Genomic DNA, 21129 nt, shown 5'->3' with positions numbered 1-21129 from the left:
ATGAGCGAGTCCAGGCCTGAGTTTTCGATCATCATTCCAGCTCGGAATATGGAGCGCTATGTCGAGGAAACGCTACAAAGCGTGTGCCATCAAACGATGCAGGATTTTGAAGTTCTTTGTATCGATGACGGCTCGATTGATGGCACCCGCGAAATCCTGGATCGTTTCGCCAATCGTGATGCCCGTTTTGTCCCCGTGAATGGACCAGCCAAAGGTGTCAGTGCCGCGCGCAATCTGGGTTTGAGTTTGGCGCAGGGCAAATACATCCTGTTTTTGGACGCGGACGATTTGTTGCACGCCGAAGCCTTGCAATTTTACGCAAATGCTCTCGAGGAGTCTGGTGCAGTCGGCGCTGTGGCTGGCGTTCAACGAATTAACTCCAAAGGTGAAGAAATAAACGGCGCTGACAACCGCCTGCTGGTGCCCAGCGAGAACCAACTGGGGGCGCTACTGCGGAAGAATTATATCGTTAACGGAGGAGCGCTGGCGCTAAAAGCCGATGCAGTTCGTCAATCCGGCGGTTACGACGAAGATCTGGTACATGGCGAGGATTGGGAATTTTGGTGCCGGGTCGCCTTGATCGGTAAGTTTTGTGTCGTTGAGGGGCCGCCGCTTCTTTATTATCGCCAAGTAGCAAGCGGAGCGAATTTCAGAACCCGCGATCCCGCATTTGCCCGCCGGGTTCCCTGCCTTGAAAAGATATCTGCCAACCCGGAAATGCGGAGGTTTTTTGGTTCGCGACTGCCATTTTTTCTGCGCGCTCGTAAGATTGATATTTTCTGGTCGGGGGTTCGAAACCAATACCAGTACGGGCGAAAACCCATGGCACTGTTGGAAGGTGTCTGTGGGATGTTTATGTATCCTGATAGTCTGTTTCGTCCGAAACTGATCTACAGGTTTGTGCGCAGCTTGGATCGAAGGGCGTAGGCCAAGGCCGACGGCTGTCTCGTACGCGCAGGGAGAATGGGGCACATGCCATATTCACGACGGGCATTTTTGTTGCTGGGTACATCTTTGGTTGCTGCGCCGGTTGTAACTGCGATCTTGCCTGGTATTGCGGCGGCTTTTGATTTCAAATTGGATATCAGTTTCTTAGGAAACAACGGGTTGCAATTGACAGTAGTCGACACGTTATTCGACGAGTCGACCCCGATCGAAGTGACGCAGGCGGATCGGGTTCGCTGGTCACCGGATCCGACAAACGCCTTTGGCGCAGTCGGTAAATTGAATAGAACGGCGGGCTATTTTTCGGGCGATGTACATGCCACTGCGCCGCAAATGTTCACGGCTTGGCCTCAGGTTGTGAAGAAAAGTCAATTGGACGGTTTCCGTGTCGGCCGCCCTGAAAGTCAGTCACGAGCAGCTGCTGACCGGCGAGAAAACTGGAACATCGAAATTGATGGAGAACCCGTCGGGATTGCCGGTCTCTGGCGGAAATCTTCGCCTATTCGCACTCTTGCTGTGACGGTTCGTCAATGGGAAAGCACAAAGAGGCATTTGGTGACGTTTGAACTGGACCAAGCCATTCCTTCAGGTGCGGTCGTTCGCATAAAGGGCCCATCCTTTGCAGAGAAAGAGTTTGTTAAGAACTCCGATCTGCGCAGTGAATCCGTTCATGTATGCCAGGCAGGCTACCCGTTGGTCGGCCCCAAAAAAGCTTATGTCGGCAGTTGGTTTGGGCAGGATACGGCAGGCGGGTCCGGGAGTACCGACAAACTGCTGACACCCGAAACAGAGTGGAACCTCGTTTCTACGCAGGATGATACCGTGGTTCGATCCGGCCATCTGACCTTGGCAAAGCCCGGATTGGAGCCGCATCGGGAGGGCCTGAACTTTAACGGTTGTGATATCTACGAGGCCGACTTCTCGGATCTTGACCGAGAGGGTGAATTCCAGCTTCAGGTGACAGGATTGGGGCGGTCGTTCCCCTTCATCGTGTCGTCAGTGCCCTATGAAGAAGCCCTTCGACTGGCGGCCCGATGGTATTTTCACCAAAGATCCGGGTGTGAAATCACCGCCCCCTTTGGTGAGGGGCGAACCCGACCGCGCAATGGGCACCCGGCAGATGGGCTGACAGTCTGGCAAACGGACCTGAAGCTTGGCTTCATGAGGGACGGCTATGGAGATGCAAGGGCACCAAAAGCACTGTCAGAAAATGTGAATGCTCTGGGTGGTTCAGATACCGCACCCGAGCGCTCTTCTATGGAACCCAGCCCTGATGCCTGGGGCGGCTGGCATGATGCGGGGGATTGGGATCGGCGTGTCCAGCATATGGATGTTGTCTTTCATATGGCCGATATTGTTGAGACTTTTCGTCATTGCCAGAATCTGGATTTGAACCTGCCGGAAAGCGGTAAGCCCTTTTCGCATGCGGATGTCGTGTCGCGCAAAAGCGATACCGATATGGGTGACGGAGAAACTGTTCTACCTGATCTCATTCATGAAGCACTGTGGGGCGCATCGCTTTGGCGTCGAACCCAACGCGAAGATGGCGGCATTATCGGGGGCGTCGAGTATTCCGTAAGTGGGATTCTGGGCTCGGTATCTTGGAATCCAGTTCAGAAAACTTATGCCTATGGCCCCGAGGAATGGGCTGCATATCGATTTGCTTATGGAGCCGCAAAGCTAGGCCATGTGATCTTTCATGTCTGCGGAGATACCGTTCTTGGGCGTGCCATTGTCGCCGAAGCGACACGTGCCTGGCTGTGGGCTGAACGACAGCCAACTGACCATTTGTCTAAGGCTGCACGTGGACGAGTTAGCCAAATTCGAAGCGCCTCGGCTGCCGTTGTCTACCGGGCCAGTGGTGATCAGCAGGCGCGCAAGGTTTTTGAGGATCAGAACCCGTTCGTCCCGCAAGCCGAAAAGTCCGACCCTTCGTTGAAAAAAGAGGTCTTCCCGAGTGCCTATCTGGAATATGTGCGAGCCGCGCGCGAAGGCCGAGAGGTGAACGCCGAAATTGCTGCAGCCATAGAAAAGTGGATCAGATATCGCGCGCTGAAGGGTCAACGGATGGGGCGTGACTACGGGCTGCACAATACCGCTGATTATCCCTGGGGTCTGGGCTGGTTGCGCTTTGGTCCGGGCTCGAACTGGCGAGCGGGCCAGATGGCGATGTTGTTTGCGTTAGAGGGTGAAGTGACCCCTGAGGTACATAGCGCCGCAATCGAAGGTATGTGGTTCGGACTGGGTTGCAATCCCGCCAACGTGAGTTTTGTGCAAGGGCTGGGTCATCGGGGATTTTCAGATCCTCTTTTGACAGATCAGCGGGGCGGTGAAAAAATCCCCGGTCAGATCAGTTTCGGTGTGGCGGGTGGAAAGATGTATGATTGGGAATTGCGCAAAACCGCCGGTGCCTTCTATCCAACTGATCAACAAGACTGGCCGATATACACGCAGATTTTTGAAAGCCACAGTATCGCAATAGCAGCTGAGCACGGGATCAAATCGAATGCGATGGAATGGTTGGTCGCTTGTGCGCTTGCAACAATGCCAGCCTGATCGATCGGTCCGCCAGACAACCTTGGGATTTCAATGTTCTGGTTCGCCGCCACTTCACAATGATGTCGAGAACTCTTTAACACTGTTTGGGTCTTAGCTATGTCTTAAGCACGCCAGCGGAGCGTCGCCGGCACTTGATATCTGCGTTGAGCTATCGGGAGCGCGCCAATGTTCTTTCTCCGTCCGGCACTTGCTGTAATTTGCGCATTGCCAATGTCCGCGATGGCCCAGTCCGAAGTGGCGGTTTCGGAAGGTCTGCAAGTAGAACTGAATACGGTTCAGGATGTCGGGCAAGCCTGTCGGCTGACTTTTGTGGTCGAAAACAAAACTGGTAACGCAATTGACGAGGCCAGCTTTGAGACGGTGATCTTTGACGCCTCTGGCAGCGTGGTCAGCCTGTCGATTTTCAATTTCCGTGATTTGCCAGCAGATCGCCCGCGTGTGCGCCAGTTCGACTTGCCCGGCAGAGATTGCGGCTCGGTCGGGAAGGCCCTGATCAACGGCACAAACTCATGCAAAGTGGCCGGGGCTGACAGTTCGGTATGCGAAGACGGGCTGAAACTGCAAAGCCGAACAGATGTGGAGTTGATTGGATGAGCCCCTTTGATGCGTTGCGCGAAGTCCTTGATCTGGGCGGTCCCGTTGTGGCGATCCTGATCGCAATGTCCGTGGTGACCGTAGCGGTCGCGCTTTACAAACTCTGGCAATTCGCCGCATCGGGCGTCGGGCGCCACCGGGTGTTGTCCGAGGCACTGGCGGCTTGGGATGCGGGCGATTTGCAAACCGCCCAAGCACGTTTGGCCAAAAGCCGCAGTTACCTTGCCCCGCTGGTACAGGTTGCGATGGAGGCCCCGGATACACCGGGTCTGGACCAAAGGCTGGATGCCGAGGCCGGTCTGGCGCTTGCGGGGCTTGAGCGTGGATTCCGCCTGTTGGACACTGTCGCACAGCTTGCGCCGCTGTTGGGTCTGTTCGGCACGGTTCTGGGGATGATCGAGGCATTTCGCAGCCTTCAATCCGCAGGGTCGTCTGTCGACCCATCTCTGCTTGCCGGTGGTATCTGGGTGGCCCTGCTGACAACGGCAGTGGGTCTGGCCGTGGCGATGCCGACTTCGATGCTGCTGTCCTGGTTCGAAAGCCGCACCGCGCGCGAGCGGGTTTTCGCGGACAAGGCGCTGCGGACAATTCTGGTGCCGGGGCAGGCTGTTGCGCAGGCCGACGATACTCGGACTGTGGCGACCGCCCCCGGACATGCGTAACACAGCGCCCTTTGTCCGACGTCCCATGTCGATGACGCCTCTCATCGACGTGATTTTCCTGCTGTTGCTGTTCTTCATGCTGACCTCGACCTTTTCCAAATATGGCGAGATCGAACTGAGTAACGCAGTGGGCGGCAGCGCGACTTCGGACACACCGACCGAGCGGCTGTTCCTGCAGTTGGGGGCCGAACGACTGGTGCTGAACGGGCAGCCGATGACCCTTGATGATCTGGAAACGCAACTGGAGGCCGGGCAGGTTCTGGTCAGTTTGGATCCGGACACTACGGCGCAGCGCGTCATCGACGTATTGGTCCGACTGCGCGGGCGCGAGGATTTAAGCGTTCTGGTGCTGGAATGATCAAGTACAGGCGCCCCAAACGCAGACGCGACTCAACTATTGCGCTGATCAACGTCGTTTTCCTGATGCTGATTTTTTTCCTGCTCACTGGCACGCTGGCCCCGCCGCTGGATCCGGATCTTGAACTGGTCAATACCTCAGACCTTGAAGGGCGCGAGCCGCCCGACGCGCTGATCCTGCACGCCGATGGGATGCTAAGCTTTCGTGGAGTACCAACCGACCCCGAAACACATATGCGTGGCCAAAGGACTGATGCCGTGCGCATTGTCCCTGATCGAAACGCACCGGGTCCCCGTTTGATTGAGGTTACCGGTGCCCTACGCCGGCTGGGCGCTACGTCAGTCTTTGTTGTAACCGAGAAGGCGCTGGAATGATCCGGCGCTCGGCCATGATTGCGGCGGCAGCCATTTTGGTGTCGCTGTTTGTGCACCTGATGGGTCTGAGCGTGACCGGGCAACGGCTTGCGGAAGACGTGCCCGGCGGCCGGGCACCGGAATCAATTGAGCTGAGCACCACATTCGAGGACCTGGCCGAAATTGTGGCCGAGCCGGTTGAACCTGAACCGGCTGAGGCGCCGGAACCTCCGGTTGAATCGGTGCCCGAGGAACCTGAAATCCCGGTCAGTGAGGCGCTGGTTGCGTCTGACAACCCGCAAGAGGTTTATGCGCCCGATATCGGTGAGGCGGAGGTGGTTCAGCCGATTGCCACGGAACCTGTTGAGCCCGATGTGGCAGATACTGAAAACACATCCGACGGGGATGCCGCCGCCAGCGAAGAAACTAACGAAACCCCACCGGTTCAGGCGGAAGCTACGACCGAAGTGCCCCAAGGAAATCCTGAGGCAGACGCGGCCGAGCCAGAGATCGCGACCGAGGTCCAGCCGGTTGCACCCGAACCGCAAGAATTGGCTGCCTTGCCAGTCACCCCGTCGCCCGAGGCGGCGATCCCCGTCGTTCCGTTGGAAACCGATGCGATTGATCCCGATGATCTGGTTGAACCGACCGAACAGGACGCAACCGAAGACGGTACGGAACTGGCCGTGACGAATTCGATCCGGCCGCAACGCCCCGAACGCCAGCAAGTGCCCGAAAGGCAGGGCGTTTTGAACGGCGCGCGGGACTTCAGTGCATTGCAGTTCCCAGCTGAAGAAGTTGAGTCACCTCTTTATGCCTATAGACGGGAAGGGCTGGATGCGTTCACCTCTGGCAGCAGCGGTAGCCGTGCGGGCGGGCGCGGCCCCGGCAATTCGGACACCACGAACTATGCGGGCGAGGTCCTGGTTCACCTGAACCGTGCCCCCCCGGTGTTTGTGGCCGCCCGAGGGTTTGCCAAGGTGTTTTTTGAGATCAATCCAGATGGCACGCTTGCTTGGGTCGATGTCATCGACAGTTCCGGATCGTCCGAGGTTGACCGGGCCGCAAGGGCGCAGGTTCAGGCGGCCTCGCCCTTTCCGCTGCCGCCGGGTGGGGTCAGCCGCAAACTGTCCTTCTTCTACACCAGCAATTGATTGGTGGAATTCATCACCCGGTTCACCCGACACGGAACCCGTTTTGAGCGGGATTTTGCCCGAATCTGCGCATTTTAGGCAGGTGGGATCTAAACTTGGGAAGTCTCAATTGCATACATGTACGTTTTTTGGCATTTAAAGGGGTATCGTCGCATTTCTTTGATCAACTTTTTGTAACGAAACACAGCTGATCGCGAAACATACGTAAATACTCAGGAAATTGGGTTTTGTACGGTTTTCTGCATTTGCAAAGATGCAACAAATACCAACTTTGCCCAGAATGAAATGCAGCGAAACCATTGCGCACGCTCGGAATTTGTCCGAGTAGGCCAGCAGTCGCCTTAGCGGCTGCACTCCTCTCAAAACTTGTGGGTTTACCATGAAAAATCTTCTCATTGCATCGACGGCTCTGATTGCAACTGCAAGCGTTGCAGCGGCCGACGTTAAATTCAGCGGCTACGGTCGTTTTGGTATTGGCTACCAAGAAGATCGCACCGGTACTGTTAACAACTTTACCACGGACGCAAACGGCGACATCGTCGCTGATGGCACCGCGGACGTCGACACCGACAACACCATCCTGGTCTCGCGTTTCCGCCTGAACATCGACGGCACCGCAGAAACCGATGGCGGCGTTGAGTTCCAGGCGCGCGTTCGTCTGCAGGCCGACGACGACTCCGGCAACGGCGAACAGAACAGCGCGGGTCTGAACGGCGCACGCTTCTCGGTTATTTACGGTGGTCTGCGTGTTGACGCGGGCAACGTTGCCGGTTCTTTCGACAACCTGGCCAACTACTTCGGTAACGAACCGGGCCTAGAAGAATTCCTGGGTCAGTATTCGGGCGTTGACTACAGCTTCCTGGAATACACATCGACCGGTTCGGGTGCGAATGCCGTGTTCTTCCAGTACGCAATTGGCGACTTTGCCTTTGGCGCGTCTTACGACCAGGCAACCATCGCGTTTAATGGCGTTCCGCAAGATGCAGACCGCTGGGACATCAGCGCAACCTACACCTTCAACAACATCACTGCCGCTCTGGCTTATGGTCAGACCAAGGCAAACGTGAACAGCGCCAGCGAAAAGCAGTCGCTGACCGTTCTGACCCTGGGCGCAGAATTCGGTGACTTCTCGGGCACCTTATTTGTTGCGGACGATGACGTTGTTGATGACGCCGAGAACGGTACCGCATACGGTCTGTCGCTGGCATACAACCTCGGCGCTGCAACCACCCTGCAGTTTGCTTATGGTGACGGTTCGGCTGACAACGATACCCGTAACATCGGTATTGGCGCAATCTACGATCTGGGCGGCGGTGCATCGCTGCGTGGTGGTATCGGCGAAATCAAAACGGGTGACGAAGACGGGCGCATCCGCGCAGACTTCGGTGCTCAGTTCAACTTCTAAGTTGATCTGAATCCGATTTCCGAAAGGGCGGGCCTTAAGGTCCGCCTTTTTTCTGTTTCTGGCGTTCTATTTCTTTTCGAAAAACAGAATGACCTCGCCCAACCGGACACCATAGCGCGAGACATAGGCCCGGTTCAGCAAGCGGTCGTCGTCCAGCAACCACATCCAGTCATCGAAGTTGACCCGCATCGTGCCCTCTTTCACCGGCAGATCGATCTTGTATGTCCAGTTGAACGTATCGCCACGCTCGACCCCACTGGCGGTGCCCAGAACGCCAGGTGCGGTGCCGGTCCAAGTATCCTCGCCGGTTTTGGTCAGCGTCCAGACACGCTGTTCGGTGGCACCGTCATCATAGAGGAAATCCTCGACCAGGGTCAGGGTTTCACCATCCCACGTTCCGTCGATATCCACTGTAAATCGGCGCGGTACGTTGCCCAGAACATCTTGAAACTGACCATAGGCGACGGTTTTACCTTCAAAAAACTCTTCAAGGTTCAACTGCCGGTCTGACAGAAAGGTCTTGGGAATGCGCGGTTTGGCCGAACAGGCGGTTAGAAGGGCAAAACCAGCGATTGCCAGACCCGCTATAAGGACCCGGCGTGAGATCATTGCACCAGCCTCTGTTCTGCGTCGGCATCATAGCCGTTCGTGCCGCTAACATGCGCGGCTTTGACCTCGGGCGCAGGGCGCATCGTGGCAATCAGCTCTGCGACCTTGATCCCGAATTTGCGCATTTCGGAACGATTCATGATCACACCGTTTTCGGTCAGGTACATCCAGTCGGTGACGTCCAATGTGTGTCCCCCGGCATCTTCGGGAAGAATGATCCGGTAGGTCAGCTTGACGGTCGATCCCGATATCGTGCCTTTGCCTTCTCCGACGATGTCATCGGCCGTGGCCGTGAACGTATTGCCGGTGCCCAGCGTCAGATACCATTTGCGCGTCATCTGTTTGCCGTTGGAATAGGTGAAGTGCTCGGCCAGCGTGCCGGTGTTGCCATCCCAATTCCCAACCATGCGGGCGACAAAGCTGTTCGACATCTTGCCGTTTGGCCCATAGATCAGCCCTTCCGACAGGATCTCTCCGTTCAGGACCTCTTTCATCTTAAACGCTGGCCCGGTGCCGGTGTAATCGGCTGGTGTTTGCGACCGAAAGCTCAGGAACCGGTTCTTGGCGACGAAAAGCGCGAGGATGGCGAGCAGAAAAACAACAAGCGTTTTCATTTGGCTGTGACCTCCGTTGGCAGCGTCAGGACCATTCCAAACGCGCCGAGTTTAAGGATGCAGGGCAGCACCGCATAAGCCAGATTAAGCGTATCTAAGGCTTGTACGGAGTTCGACTGTCCGGGCGAAAAGCCGCTGCGCTCCAGCAGCGGCAAAGTGAAAAAGGCGGCGAGCGCAAGGCCAAGCTTGCCAGCGAAAGACCAGATGCCGAACGCGGCTGAGGCATTTAGCCCAGCGCGAGTCAAAATAACCGAGAACATGGCGGGCAGAACCACCATATCGGCTCCAAGTGCTGCGCCCGAAGCAAGGCAGATCAGGGCAAAGCTCAGCAGTTCGCCGGCCGGCAACATCGCAGCACCAATAAAGCTGGCGATAGACAGCGGCATGGCGATGATGAGAGTCTGTTTCGGGCCAATGCGGTTGCTGAGTTTGGCCCAAAGCGGAACGCTAGCACCGGCGCTAAGGAAGAACAGGATCAGCAACGGACCCGCCTTGCCCGGCAGTTGAAGCCTGTCTTCCACAAAAAACAAAAACAGGGTCGAGGTGATGGCGACCGGCAGGCTGTTGACCAGAGCCAGCGCCAGAAGGCGCAGCGCGCCGGCCTGACCCAATCCGGCGAAAGACAGGCCCTCACCCGTGATCGGCGTCCGCCGCCACATCGGGAAGGTCACCGCGATGGTGACGATCGACAGGACGCCCAGGAACAGGCCAAAGGCTGGATATCCCTGCGCACCGGCCCCGAAAGCCACGAACAGAGCAGGCGCGCTGGCGGCAATGACAACCCCAGCCAGTTGTCCACCTTCGCGAAAGGCCGCTAGTGTCATCAGCTCTTTCGCGTCCGGTGCTTTGGCCAGCGTCGCGCTGCGCCCATAAAGCAGTATGGTTCCAAGGCTGTAGGCCGAGAACAGCAGGATTAGGATCAGGATCAGCGATGTCACGCTTGCGCCTTCAGGCAGAGCAAAGAGCAGCGGGAAGCCTATGGCCAGCCCAATTGCGGCCACAGCGGCGAATGCCAACTGGCCACCCGGCCAGCGGTCAATCGCCCAGCCAATCAGCGGATCCTGCACCAGATCCACCAGTCGGATCACCAGCAGAACGGTGCCGATCACGCCCAGGCTAATTCCAAGGTTGACGGCCGCAAAGCGCGGCAGATGGATGTAAAGGGGGATACCCGCCGCCGCGAGCATCAGCGCATAGAGGCTGACCCGTGGATACAGCATCATTGCCCCTTCAACTGGCGCGTAAAGCTTGCCGACCTGGTGTTGTCGCCAAGAAAGATCGACATGAATGTCTTTTTTATGCCCTGTCCGGTCAGGTTGCAGGTTTTGCGCCCGTTGAGCCAGAAACCAACCTTGTTCGGCCCATCCGAAACAGCCAGATAAACATCACCTTTGCTGACGGCCTCAAAGCACTGTCCCAGGTTGGCCTGTGTCAGCCCGCTGTTGCCCTGCCGTTTCATTTCATCAAGCGTGGATTCGATCAAAGCCTTCTGCTTGATGTTCTTGCGGTAGGTCAGCTGCAAACCGAAATCCTCACTCCAGCTGAACGGGGCGCCACCGGCCGTAAACAGCTTCGCGTCATAAATCGGCAGGCCCAGATACCGGAACGTTGCCGATCCGCGCAATTCGGCGCTCGGCAATGCATTCGATACGGTTGAAGCGGCCAGCCCGCTTGGGGCCAGCAAAGTCAATGAAAGAAGAATAGCGCGCCAGAATGGATTACTCTGCCGCGACAGGGATGACCGGATCTTTTTCCAGAACGCCATTGTCAGCTCCGATGGTTTGCGGGGTGCCATTCAATCGCTCGACAACATGCATCGCGCTGGCAATCCCGTCCTCGTGAAAACCGTGCCGGTTGTATGCGCCGGCAAACCACGTTTTGTTCTGTCCCTGCATCTCGCGAATTTGACCTTGTGCCTTCAGGGCTGCCTGATCGAACACCGGGTGGGCAAACTCGACCTCGTCATAGATCTTGTCCGCGGGAATATCTGCCGAGACATTGAGCGTCACAAACATCGGATCGCTGTCCGGAATGTTCTGCAACCTGTTCATCCAATAGGTGACGCCGACATTTCCGGCTTGCGACCGATAGGTCCAGCTGGACCAGCAGGCCCGCCTTTTGGGCATCTGGCCCGGGTCGCAATGCAAAACGGCCTTGTTGGGTTGGTACTTGATCGCACCGAGGGCGGCTTTTTCCTCGGGTGTGGCGCTGTCGCCCAGAATGGCCAGCGATTGGTCGGAATGGGTTGCGAGGATAATCTCATCATACAGATCCGCCTGACCTTCGCTGAGTACGGTTACGCCCAGCTCATTCCGCTGAACGTTCTGAACCGGAGCAGCAACGCGGATCTCACAACCGCGGGCGCGCAGAGCGGCTTCGATGCGGCGGACATATTCGATGCTGCCGCCTTTGACCGTCCACCATTGGTGTTGTTTGGTTCGATCACCGGCCAGCAAAGCATGGTTTTGGAAGAACCGTACCAGTGACCGCGCCGGAAAGCGGTCAATGAACTCGACAGGGGTGGACCAGATCGCTCCGCACATAGGCATCAGATAGTTGTGGCGGAACCAGTGGCCCAGTCTCAGTTGATCAATCAGTTCCCCAATCGTGGTGTCATCGTCCTTGGCTGCTTCTGGCGCCTCTTTGCCAAAGCGCAGGATGTCAGAGATCATCTTGTAGTAGGCCGGTCGCATCAGGTTACGCTTTTGCGCGGTCAGCGTGCGCAGATTGTTCAGCCCGTATTCGAGGCGACCATTGTCGATCGTCGCACCAAAACTCATCTCGCTTTTGATTACAGGGACGTTCAATTCATCGAACAGCTTGGTGAGGTTGGGGTAGGTGGAATAGTTGAATACGATAAAACCGGTGTCGACCGGTTGATCCCCGTTTTTGCCAGCCATCACCGTTCGGGCATGTCCGCCCAGTCGTGGCTCGGCCTCATAGACCGTTACATCATTGTTTTCGGATAGGTAGTAAGCTGCGGATAAGCCTGAAATGCCTGCACCTACAATTGCGATTTTCTTGCGTGAGCCCCGTGGTTCGTCGAACATGTGATCCCCTTAGTGCGACATTTAAAAAGGATTACGTACTAGTTGCGGGTACGGATCAATCACGTTGGACTTTTTTTGAGCGTGCGTTACTTCGTAAAGTCTGCCCGATTTTTAGAGCAGTCACGTGATCCAGCTTTGGTACCCGACCGTAAAATCCCTAACATGTCTGAAAAACACGAAACCAATGTCCGGATCATGTGTTCCCGACAGTGCGGATAGCCCAAGCATGAACAGTTTTGACGGAAAAACTATTTGGATTGTTGGCGCCAGCGAGGGCCTGGGCCGATCCTTGGCTCAGGCGCTAAGCCGTCAGGGGGCATATCTGGTCCTGTCGGCGCGCAATGCGGCACGACTAGCCGAGATCTGCGAAACCCTTCCGAATGCGCGGGCGGTGCCGTTCGACGTGACCGACCTGAAGGCTGTGCGCCGCGCCGTGGCAGAGGTCGGTGTTGTGGATGGTCTGGTTTACAATGCCGGGGCCTATGAGCCGATGAAATCAGCCGACTGGAACACCGATGCGGTTCTGTCCATGACAGACGTGAATTATCTTGGCGCGCTGCGCGTGTTGGGCGAGACGGTGCCTGGGTTTGTGCGCGCGGGTCAAGGCGACATCACGCTGATCGGGTCTTTGTCTGGTTATCGCGGGCTTCCGGCTGCGGTTGGGTATGCGGCGAGCAAGGCAGCGCTGGTCTCTCTGGCTGAAACGATGCGATTTGATTTGGCAGGCACGGGGGTAACCGTGCGGATCGTCAATCCAGGATTCATTAAGACCCGGCTGACCGAAAAGAACACTTTCAAGATGCCGATGCTGATGACACCCGAGGACGCGGCGGACCGGGTGGTCAGGGCGATGTCGCGCCGCCGGTTCCGCACCGATTTCCCGGCACCGTTCTCTTGGGTTATCCGTTTGCTGGATTACCTGCCGGATTGGCTGATTTACCGCGGAAAATAGACTCTAATCTGGCGTTCTAACCAAACTGCCCGTGACAGAACCAGCCTGCCGACATCGTGCCGCCATGGCCGTAAAACAGCCACAGCCGCTCACCCTGTTCGGTGACAACCACCCAGTAGTCCCGCACGCCGCTGCGCCAGTTGGGGTCGTCCAGCCACCATTCGGGTGCGATCCGTTCCGGACCGGTGGCCTGTGCCAACTGCCAGTCACGCCCGCGCCAGCGAAAGGCGGCTGGAACCTCCGGGGCTTCAGCGGCTATCACCGGCTCGGGCTGCCACATCTGCAACGGACGCGGGCGCGACGGGGCAGGCCAGTCACGGGCGGGTTCCGACCACGCCGCTGCCAACGTCTGCGCAGTTTTTTCGGGGATATGTGAGGCTGCCGGGTGGCGCCGGGTGATCACGTCCAACCCGACCCGGGCGCCCAGTTTGCCGATCAGGTCATCGACGGCGGTATTGCCCTCCAGCCGCGCGCGGGCTACACGACGCGCCTCGGCGTGACCGGCCACTGTGCGGGCGTGGATGGGTTCGGTCTGGATCGCCTCAAGCCGCAGCATGTCGATGCCATAGCCTGCGTCGATCTTATCAACTTTCATCTCTAACAAAGGGCGAATGCGGTGTTTTTCATAGGTTGGGCGAGCCAGACCAACCTCGATGATCTCAGCCGCCTGATCGGCGCGATGCGCCTCAAGCCGCAGGGTACGCACGCCGCGCGCCTTCTCTTCGAGCTTCGCGCAAAGCGTGGGCAGCACCCGGTCGATTGCGGCCATCACGTCCTCGATCAGGCCGATCGGATTGGGCAGGGTCATCCGCACCGCAAAGTGATGGGGCGGACGTGCGGGCGAGACCGGCTCGGGAGCGCTGCCCATCGCCTGATCTAATCGCAGAACCAGCCCTCGCCCAAATCGCCGTGCCAAACTTGCACGCGGCTGGCCCAGCAGATCGCCGATCCGGCGCAGGCCCAGTCGGTTTAGTTGTGCGACTACCTGATCCTCAAGGCGCAGCGCTGCAATCGGCAGGGGGCTGAGCGCGCCATAAGATTGCCCTGGTGCTGCGATCCGTGCGCCGCCACCCAGGGCCATCACTTGCGGTGCAGCCCCGCCCTTGGTCCAGTGTCGCCGTTTACCCGCCCGTGCGCGGGTGGCGCGGGCCTCTTGACTGATGGCGTCACCGTTGCGATCTGATGTGGCCTCTTGCCCTGCATACCGCGCCAGCGCCCAGGCCGCGCCCAGCGTGTCGGCGATGCCCATCTGCACGCTTAGCCCCATATCTGCACAGTCGGTTTCAATGACGCTCAGTAGTGCCTCTTCCCCGCCGAACAGATGCGTGCAGCCTGACAGATCGACGACCAGCCCGTCCGGGGCCTCTTCGGCCACCCAGGGGCTGAACTTGCCGGCCCAACGGCGCAGCGCGGTTAGAAACGCGGCCTCAGCCGGGGCGTTGCGGTGTCGCGTGATCAGGGCTGCACACATGGCGTGGGCATCACGCACGGGTTGACCCACACGCAGACCGGCGGCCTGCGCTTCCACATTCAGCGAGGTAATCACCTGCATGTTTGACTGTTCCGCAACCACGGCCAAAGGGCCAGCATGCAGCCCCCGCGCAGCACGGATCAGCCGTTCAGCCCCCAGACGGGGAAACCACAGTGAGAGTATTCGGCGTTTTGGCATCGGCAGACATCAAAGTGTTCTCACTTTGTTCTTATCCCAGAGTCGCCCGCCGAGTCCACGCTTACCCGCAGGTCAGGCGTTGAATGATCCCCGAGCCGCTCACGAAAACATTCAGCCGGTCGATGCGGTAATCCTGTGTGGCAATGTCATCAGGGCCCAGAACGCGTGACCGCTCAGGCAACTGGGTCTGAATAGTCGAAACCGGTTGGCCAATGGAATCGGCAAAAGCTTCGCCCTGGCAAAAGGCCAGATCAACCGAGGCGGCGTCCGTCGACGCAGGTGTTGCAACAGGCGCGGTCGTCTCGGCGCAGGCTGCCAGCAGGACCAGAGCGGGAATAAATCGGTGCATTGGCGTTTCTCCTTCTGACAATGTCGTTACTGCAATATCAAACAATTAGCCAACCTGTCACCAAAGCGCAGTTGAAAACGCCCGGCAATTGACGCAGGGTCGGATCAAAGAAGACAGGGAGACAACGACAATGCGTACCCGTGCCGCCGTCGCCGTTCAGGCGGGCAAACCTTTGGAAGTGATGGATGTGAACCTCGAAGGCCCCAAGGCGGGTGAGGTTCTGGTCGAGATCAAAGCCACCGGCATTTGCCACACTGATGAGTTCACCCTGTCGGGTGCCGACCCCGAAGGTCTGTTCCCGGCCATTCTGGGCCATGAAGGCGCAGGCGTTGTGGTCGAGGTCGGCCCGGGCGTGACCAGCCTGAAGCCGGGCGATCACGTGATCCCGCTTTACACTCCGGAATGTCGTGAATGTGAGTACTGTCTGCACCCCAAGACGAACCTGTGTCAGGCGATCCGCGAAACCCAAGGCCAGGGCCTGATGCCTGATGGCACCTCGCGCTTTTCGACTTTGGACGGTGATCCGATCCTGCACTACATGGGCTGCTCGACCTTCGCGAACCACACGGTTCTGCCCGAGATTGCGCTTGCGAAAGTGCGTGAGGACGCGCCGTTCGACAAGATTTGCTATATCGGCTGCGGTGTGACCACCGGTATCGGTGCGGTGATCAACACCGCAAAGGTGGAAATCGGCAGCCGCGCCATCGTGTTTGGTCTGGGTGGTATCGGTCTGAACGTTATTCAGGGTCTGCGCCTAGCCGGGGCAGATCAGATCGTTGGCGTGGACCTCAACCCGTCAAAGGTCGAAATGGCCACCAAGTTTGGCATGACTGATTTTGTGAACCCAAAAGAAGTCGAGGGTGACCTGGTGCCCTATCTGGTCAGCCTGACCAAAGGCGGTGCGGACTATACCTTTGACGCCACGGGCAACGTCGGCGTGATGCGCGACGCGCTGGAATCGGCGCATAAGGGCTGGGGTGAGTCCATCATCATCGGTGTGGCACCTGCCGGAGCCGAAATCTCGACCCGCCCGTTCCAGCTGGTTACTGGCCGGTCATGGCGCGGCACGGCCTTTGGCGGCGCACGGGGCCGCACCGACGTGCCCAAGATTGTCGACTGGTACATGGACGGCAAGATCGAGATCGACCCGATGATCACTCATACAATGGGTCTGGACGACATCAACCATGGTTTCGATCTGATGCATAAGGGTGAAAGCATCCGGTCTGTGGTCGTTTACTGAGGCTCTAAACCTGCAGGAAATGCTGATGCGGCGCGTTGAAATGACGCGCCGTTTCTTATTCCCCCGGCCGCGTTGCCCCGGTATCTGAACGCGGTGACCGCACACGCAGAACCGGGGTGTTCGCCGAAGTGGTGTTGGTCCGGCTTTCGCGCCACACAACGTAGACACCGGATGCGATGATGACGCTTGCACCCACTGCGACCCAGATATCCGGGCGTTCACCAAAGAATACCATTCCAAAGATCGTGGCCCAGATGATCTGGCTATACTGGCTGGGGGCAATAACTCCGGCGGGCGCGGCCCGATAGGCCAGAATGATCAGGTGCTGGGCGATGACCGAGAAAACGCCGACCAGCGCCATCATCGCCAGGTGCAGCAAGGACGGCGGTTGATAGACAACGGGTTGTGCAAGGCTCATCACCGCGATGGCCAACAGCATGGGGTACAGGATCAGCACCGCCGAACGTTCTTCATTCCCGATCTTGCGTACCAGTACGGATGCGAAGGCGCTGCAAAAGGCAGCTGTCAGGGCGGCCAGATGGCCCAGCGTGATATCCGTTGCGCCTGGACGCAGGACAATCAGAACGCCGATCAAGCCAACGCCGACGGCGGCCCAGCGCTGGGCGCGGACCACTTCGCCGAGAATGGGGATCGACAGGACTGTCACGATCAGCGGGAAGGAAAACAGCAGCGAATAAACCTCGGCCAGCGGCAAAACCGAAAAGGCATAGAACGCGCAGGACATCGCGGTGACCATCAGGCCAGATCGCAGCAACACCAGCCATGGGTGATGGGGCAGAAAGTTCCCGGTTGTCCGGTCGGTCAGAATCGTGACGGCCATCGGCACAAAAGAAAACAGCGTGGCGAAAAAGATGATCTGCATCACCGAGTAGACGCCGCCAAGCGCCTTGATCAATGCGTCATGGCTAGCAAAGACCGCAAAGCCCAAAAACGCATAGCCGAGTCCCCGGAGGGTGGAGTTCTGAGTGCTCATCTTTGTGGCCCCGGGTGATGTATCGGTGTTGTGACTGTGCCATCACTCCGCAAGTGCGCGGGTGGCTTGCCTTTGAGTAAACCCATTTTGGTGGCGCGCATAGCCCCTAATTTACCGCTAACATTGCATGGCCGCCATGACGCGGGATCATCGCAGGATCGGTGGTGCGTCCTTGGGTTGGCGTGCGGATTGCACGCCCGCTTTCATTCCCACCCCGATGCGACGGGCCAGCGCGACCCAAGGCGTCGCGGTTTCAGAGGGCAGCGTCTGGGTTGCGACTTCTTCGAACAGGTCCAGCCAAAGGGCGAAGAACTCGGGCTTTACGTCGGGCCGCTCGATATGGACTCGTTGCGGGTTGCCGTCATAACTGCGCTCGAACAAAATCGCGTTGCGCCAGAAGGCGGCGATCTTTTCCTCATGGGCGGGCCAGTCGTGGACATGTTTGTTGAAGACCGGTCCCAGTACTGTGTCTTCGCGCACGCGGGCATAAAAGGCGCGGACCTGCACGTTGATCTGATCTGGCGTCGCGGGAAAGCGTGGGGGCAGCGTGGGTCTGGTCATTGGGATGGTCCGATTTCGACTCTGTTCAGGGGCATTATCGCGTTCTGCGGTCATGCGACAGGCGTGGTTTTGTCGCGCGGGTCCGGTGTCAGAATATGCCGCAGCAGGGCGACGGGATGCGCCCGTAGGCTGAGGCGAGTGGCGACGTAGTCCTCGACCACCTGCTCGCCCAAGGTCATTTTCGGCAGGTAGGCCTCGGGTTCATCCAGCGCCTCCCCCTCCAGATCTTGCGAGAACAGCGGCAGGGGTTTGGCTGTGGCGATCGCTTTGGCCTGCCACAACGCCTCGCGCCGTGTCAGGTCGCAGGCGGCGAAGGCATCCGCCTCGGCCAGCCGTTCGATCACCGATGGTCCCAAACCGGCACGGCGCCAGACATCGTCGACCTGATGGTAGCCATTGCCGCGCGCGGCTGTCAGCCAGCTGGCATCTTCCTCGCTGAGGCCCTTGATCTGGCGGAAGCCCAGCCGCAGCGCCAGCCCGCCCTGACCGTCAGGTTCCATCACATTGTCCCAAAAGCTGGCATTGATGCAGACCGGGCGCACTTGAACCTCATGCTCGCGCGCATCGCGGACGATCTGGGCGGGGGCATAGAACCCCATTGGCTGCGAATTCAGCAGGGCGCAGGCGAATATCCCCGGATGATGGCATTTGATCCAGGCCGAGGCGTAGACCAGCAGCGCAAAGCTGGCCGCGTGGCTTTCGGGGAAACCATAGGACCCGAACCCTTCGATTTGCGAGAAGCAGCGTTCGGCAAAGTCGTCTTCATACCCGTTACGCTTCATCCCGCGCAGGAACAGCGCGCGGAATTCGCTGACATTGCCGTGTTTCTTGAACGTCGCCAGCGAGCGGCGCAGCCGGTCCGCCTGTTCTGGAGTGAAACCTGCGCCGACAATGGCAATCTGCATCGCCTGTTCCTGAAACAGCGGCACGCCCAGCGTTTTGCCCAACACCTCGCCCAGTTCGTCCGAGGGGAAGCTGACCTCCTCTTCTCCGTTCCGACGACGGATATAGGGGTGGACCATGTCGCCCTGAATCGGGCCGGGGCGGATGATGGCGACCTCGATCACCAGATCATAGAAATTGCGGGGTCGCATCCGGGGCAGAAAGTTCATCTGTGCCCGCGATTCCACCTGAAACACCCCAACAGAGTCTGCTTTGCAGAGCATGTCATAGACCACCGGGTCCTCGGGCGGCAGGGTTGCCAGCGTATAGCTGGTCTGATGGTGCTGGCCGATCAGGTCGAACGCCTTGCGGATGCAGGTCAGCATCCCGAGGCTGAGGACATCGACCTTCAGAATGCCCAAGGAGTCGATGTCATCTTTGTCCCAGCAGATGACCGTGCGGTCCTCCATCGTGGCGTTCTCGATGGGAACAAGCTCGTCCAAGCGCCCTTCGGTGATGATGAAACCGCCGACATGTTGTGAGAGGTGACGGGGGAAACCGTCGATCTCATAAACCAGCATTAGAGTCTGTTTTAATCGTCGATCCTCGGGGTCGAGGCCGATTTCACGCATGCGCTGGGCTTCAAGGCCAGAGGCGGAAAAGAAGCCCCAGAGCTGTGAGGATAAAGCTGAGATGGTGTCTTCCGTTAGCCCCATCGCGCGGCCAACCTCGCGGATTGCACGTTTGCCGCGGTAATGCACGACCGTGGCACAGAGGCCCGCGCGTTCGCGGCCATAGCGGTCATAGATGTGCTGGATTACTTCCTCGCGGCGTTCATGTTCAAAATCTACATCGATATCGGGGGGCTCGTCGCGCGCTTCCGAGACGAAACGCTCAAAAACCATGGTGCCCATCTCGGGGCTGACCTCAGTGATGCCGAGGCAGAAACAGACCACCGAATTGGCCGCCGAGCCGCGCCCCTGGCAGAGGATGCCGCGCGAGCGGGCGAAATGGACGATGTCGCGGACGGTCAGGAAATAGGGCTCGTATTTCAGCTTACCGATCAAGGTGAGCTCATGCGCCAACATCTTTTGCGCCTTCTCGGACGCGCCTGCCGGATAGCGCCATTTCAACCCTTCATGCGCCAGACGGTGCAAGCGCTGGGTCGGGGTTTCCTGTTCGCTGCCTTCGCTGGGATATTCATAGCGCAGCTCATCAAGTGAGAAGGTGAGTTGTTCGCTAAGTACGTGGGCCCGGGCAACGGCCCCTTCATGCCCTTTGAAAATGCGCAGCATCTCGGCCTCGGACCGGAGGCGCTGTTCCCCATTGGTCAGCGCATCGCGGCCCAGTTCATCCACCTTGCGACGTAGGCGGATGGCGGTCAGCACATCTGCCAACTTGCGGCGTGCACCGTGGTGCATCAGGGGCGTGGCACTGGCGAGGGTGGGGATGCCGATCTGCTTTGAATCAGTCTCTAACAAAAGGAAATATGTGCTATCGGCACCATCATACCGAGGGTGCATCAACAGATGCATCCGCCCGGCAAAGCGGTGCGTCAGCTGTTGCGCCCGTGTCCGCCATGCGTCCGCGCCGCCCGGAGATCGGGTTGCCTGTGGCCAGAGCAGCAGGTGAAGACCGTCGGAGAACTCCAACAGGTCGGACAGGTGCAGGATACAGTCACCTTTCTCAGCGCGCAGACGGCCTTTGGAGAGGATGCGGCACAGGTTGGCCCAGCCCTGCCGGTTCAGGGGCAGGGCGGTGACAGTGGGCGCATCGGTGAAGATCAGGCGCGCGGCCGGGATCAGGCGTGGCACCGCGTGGACGGGATATGAGGGCGGTTTGGGGATGTGATCGGGGCAGGGCGGGCCGATAGAGGTGTTCTGTGCCTCCCACTCCAACCGCTCGCGTACATTGCGGGCGATCTCGCGCCCTTGGGTGTGGGCGCGGACAATCCCGGCGACCGAGTTGTCATCGGCAATCGCAATGGCAGGGAGGCCCAGGGTAACGGCACGCTCCATATACTCCTCGGGGTGAGAGGCCCCGGTGAGGAAGGTGAAGTTGGACGTGATCGACAGTTCGGCATACATGGCGATTCCCTATTATATTCACGTTTTGTTCTTTTTCGAGTCCTTTGCGCAGGAAACGGGTCGATTGGGGTCGGCCTCATGGACAATGT

At 58.5% G+C, this 21129-nt stretch carries 20 protein-coding genes; 10 read left to right on the top strand and 10 right to left on the bottom strand.

Annotated features, from left to right (window positions below; translation table 11 throughout):
• The 8 genes from ACR0AK_RS19980 to ACR0AK_RS19945 all read left to right on the top strand — a co-directional run bounded on the left by ACR0AK_RS19980 (position 1) and on the right by ACR0AK_RS19945 (position 8030).
• Positions 1-927, top strand: a complete 927-nt coding sequence (locus tag ACR0AK_RS19980) for a glycosyltransferase family 2 protein (RefSeq protein WP_480794695.1) — start codon at positions 1-3, stop codon at positions 925-927.
• A 45-nt stretch (positions 928-972) separates the two neighbouring features.
• Positions 973-3501 (top strand): glycoside hydrolase family 9 protein, encoded by a 2529-nt coding sequence (locus ACR0AK_RS19975; RefSeq protein WP_480794694.1) that lies wholly within the window; start codon positions 973-975, stop codon positions 3499-3501.
• 168 nt (positions 3502-3669) lie between these two features.
• Positions 3670-4098, top strand: coding sequence for a hypothetical protein (locus tag ACR0AK_RS19970; protein WP_480794693.1), 429 nt, complete (start codon positions 3670-3672; stop codon positions 4096-4098).
• Entirely contained in the window at positions 4095-4760 is a 666-nt protein-coding gene (locus ACR0AK_RS19965) for a MotA/TolQ/ExbB proton channel family protein (RefSeq protein WP_480794692.1), read from the top strand. Before ACR0AK_RS19970 ends, ACR0AK_RS19965 begins: the two co-directional genes overlap by 4 nt.
• Positions 4753-5118: an ExbD/TolR family protein gene (locus ACR0AK_RS19960; protein ID WP_480794691.1), complete on the top strand. Its 366-nt coding sequence runs from the start codon at positions 4753-4755 to the stop codon at positions 5116-5118. Before ACR0AK_RS19965 ends, ACR0AK_RS19960 begins: the two co-directional genes overlap by 8 nt.
• The gene (locus tag ACR0AK_RS19955; protein ID WP_480794690.1) at positions 5115-5492 is read left to right on the top strand and encodes an ExbD/TolR family protein; all 378 of its coding nucleotides are present in this window, start codon (positions 5115-5117) and stop codon (positions 5490-5492) included. The genes ACR0AK_RS19960 and ACR0AK_RS19955 overlap by 4 nt, the downstream gene beginning before the upstream one ends.
• Positions 5489-6625, top strand: a complete 1137-nt coding sequence (locus ACR0AK_RS19950) for an energy transducer TonB family protein (RefSeq protein ID WP_480794689.1) — start codon at positions 5489-5491, stop codon at positions 6623-6625. The genes ACR0AK_RS19955 and ACR0AK_RS19950 overlap by 4 nt, the downstream gene beginning before the upstream one ends.
• A gap of 379 nt (positions 6626-7004) precedes the next feature.
• Positions 7005-8030 carry a porin gene (locus tag ACR0AK_RS19945; protein ID WP_170561806.1) on the top strand — a complete coding sequence of 342 codons (1026 nt, stop codon included), beginning with the start codon at positions 7005-7007 and terminating at the stop codon, positions 8028-8030.
• A gap of 66 nt (positions 8031-8096) precedes the next feature.
• On the opposite strand, the gene ACR0AK_RS19940 is transcribed toward ACR0AK_RS19945, so the two are convergent.
• The 5 genes from ACR0AK_RS19940 to ACR0AK_RS19920 are packed head-to-tail and all read right to left on the bottom strand — an operon-like array spanning position 8097 to position 12303.
• Positions 8097-8639, bottom strand: a complete 543-nt coding sequence (locus tag ACR0AK_RS19940; protein WP_480794688.1) for a DUF3833 family protein — start codon at positions 8637-8639, stop codon at positions 8097-8099.
• The gene (locus ACR0AK_RS19935; RefSeq protein WP_480794687.1) at positions 8636-9253 is read right to left on the bottom strand and encodes a DUF3833 domain-containing protein; all 618 of its coding nucleotides are present in this window, start codon (positions 9251-9253) and stop codon (positions 8636-8638) included. The genes ACR0AK_RS19940 and ACR0AK_RS19935 overlap by 4 nt, the downstream gene beginning before the upstream one ends.
• Positions 9250-10473: an MFS transporter gene (locus ACR0AK_RS19930; protein WP_480794686.1), complete on the bottom strand. Its 1224-nt coding sequence runs from the start codon at positions 10471-10473 to the stop codon at positions 9250-9252. Before ACR0AK_RS19930 ends, ACR0AK_RS19935 begins: the two co-directional genes overlap by 4 nt.
• Entirely contained in the window at positions 10473-11018 is a 546-nt protein-coding gene (locus ACR0AK_RS19925; protein WP_480794685.1) for a hypothetical protein, read from the bottom strand. The genes ACR0AK_RS19930 and ACR0AK_RS19925 overlap by 1 nt, the downstream gene beginning before the upstream one ends.
• Positions 10972-12303 (bottom strand): NAD(P)/FAD-dependent oxidoreductase, encoded by a 1332-nt coding sequence (locus ACR0AK_RS19920; protein ID WP_480794684.1) that lies wholly within the window; start codon positions 12301-12303, stop codon positions 10972-10974. The genes ACR0AK_RS19925 and ACR0AK_RS19920 overlap by 47 nt, the downstream gene beginning before the upstream one ends.
• A 226-nt stretch (positions 12304-12529) precedes the next feature.
• On the opposite strand from ACR0AK_RS19920, the gene ACR0AK_RS19915 reads away from it, so the two are divergent.
• Positions 12530-13255, top strand: coding sequence for an SDR family NAD(P)-dependent oxidoreductase (locus tag ACR0AK_RS19915; protein ID WP_480794683.1), 726 nt, complete (start codon positions 12530-12532; stop codon positions 13253-13255).
• A 16-nt stretch (positions 13256-13271) separates the two neighbouring features.
• On the opposite strand, the gene ACR0AK_RS19910 is transcribed toward ACR0AK_RS19915, so the two are convergent.
• Both ACR0AK_RS19910 and ACR0AK_RS19905 read right to left on the bottom strand, forming a co-directional pair.
• Entirely contained in the window at positions 13272-14924 is a 1653-nt protein-coding gene (locus ACR0AK_RS19910; RefSeq protein ID WP_480794682.1) for a Y-family DNA polymerase, read from the bottom strand.
• A 61-nt stretch (positions 14925-14985) separates the two neighbouring features.
• The gene (locus tag ACR0AK_RS19905) at positions 14986-15273 is read right to left on the bottom strand and encodes an I78 family peptidase inhibitor (protein ID WP_480794681.1); all 288 of its coding nucleotides are present in this window, start codon (positions 15271-15273) and stop codon (positions 14986-14988) included.
• A gap of 130 nt (positions 15274-15403) precedes the next feature.
• Here ACR0AK_RS19905 and ACR0AK_RS19900 point away from each other — a divergent pair, with 130 nt between their 5' ends.
• Positions 15404-16516, top strand: a complete 1113-nt coding sequence (locus ACR0AK_RS19900) for an S-(hydroxymethyl)glutathione dehydrogenase/class III alcohol dehydrogenase (protein WP_480794680.1) — start codon at positions 15404-15406, stop codon at positions 16514-16516.
• 55 nt (positions 16517-16571) lie between these two features.
• On the opposite strand, the gene ACR0AK_RS19895 is transcribed toward ACR0AK_RS19900, so the two are convergent.
• The 3 genes from ACR0AK_RS19895 to ACR0AK_RS19885 form a co-directional block, all read right to left on the bottom strand.
• Positions 16572-17510, bottom strand: a complete 939-nt coding sequence (locus ACR0AK_RS19895) for a DMT family transporter (protein WP_480794679.1) — start codon at positions 17508-17510, stop codon at positions 16572-16574.
• Between the two features lie 147 nt (positions 17511-17657).
• Complete coding sequence (locus ACR0AK_RS19890) at positions 17658-18071, bottom strand: group III truncated hemoglobin (protein WP_480794678.1); 414 nt, start codon at positions 18069-18071, stop codon at positions 17658-17660.
• 50 nt (positions 18072-18121) lie between these two features.
• Positions 18122-21040, bottom strand: a complete 2919-nt coding sequence (locus tag ACR0AK_RS19885) for an error-prone DNA polymerase (protein WP_480794677.1) — start codon at positions 21038-21040, stop codon at positions 18122-18124.
• Between the last annotated feature and the right edge of the window lie 89 nt (positions 21041-21129).

This window comes from Ruegeria sp. BI12, assembly GCF_056537985.1.
This window is presented reverse-complemented; position numbering and strand designations above follow the sequence as displayed.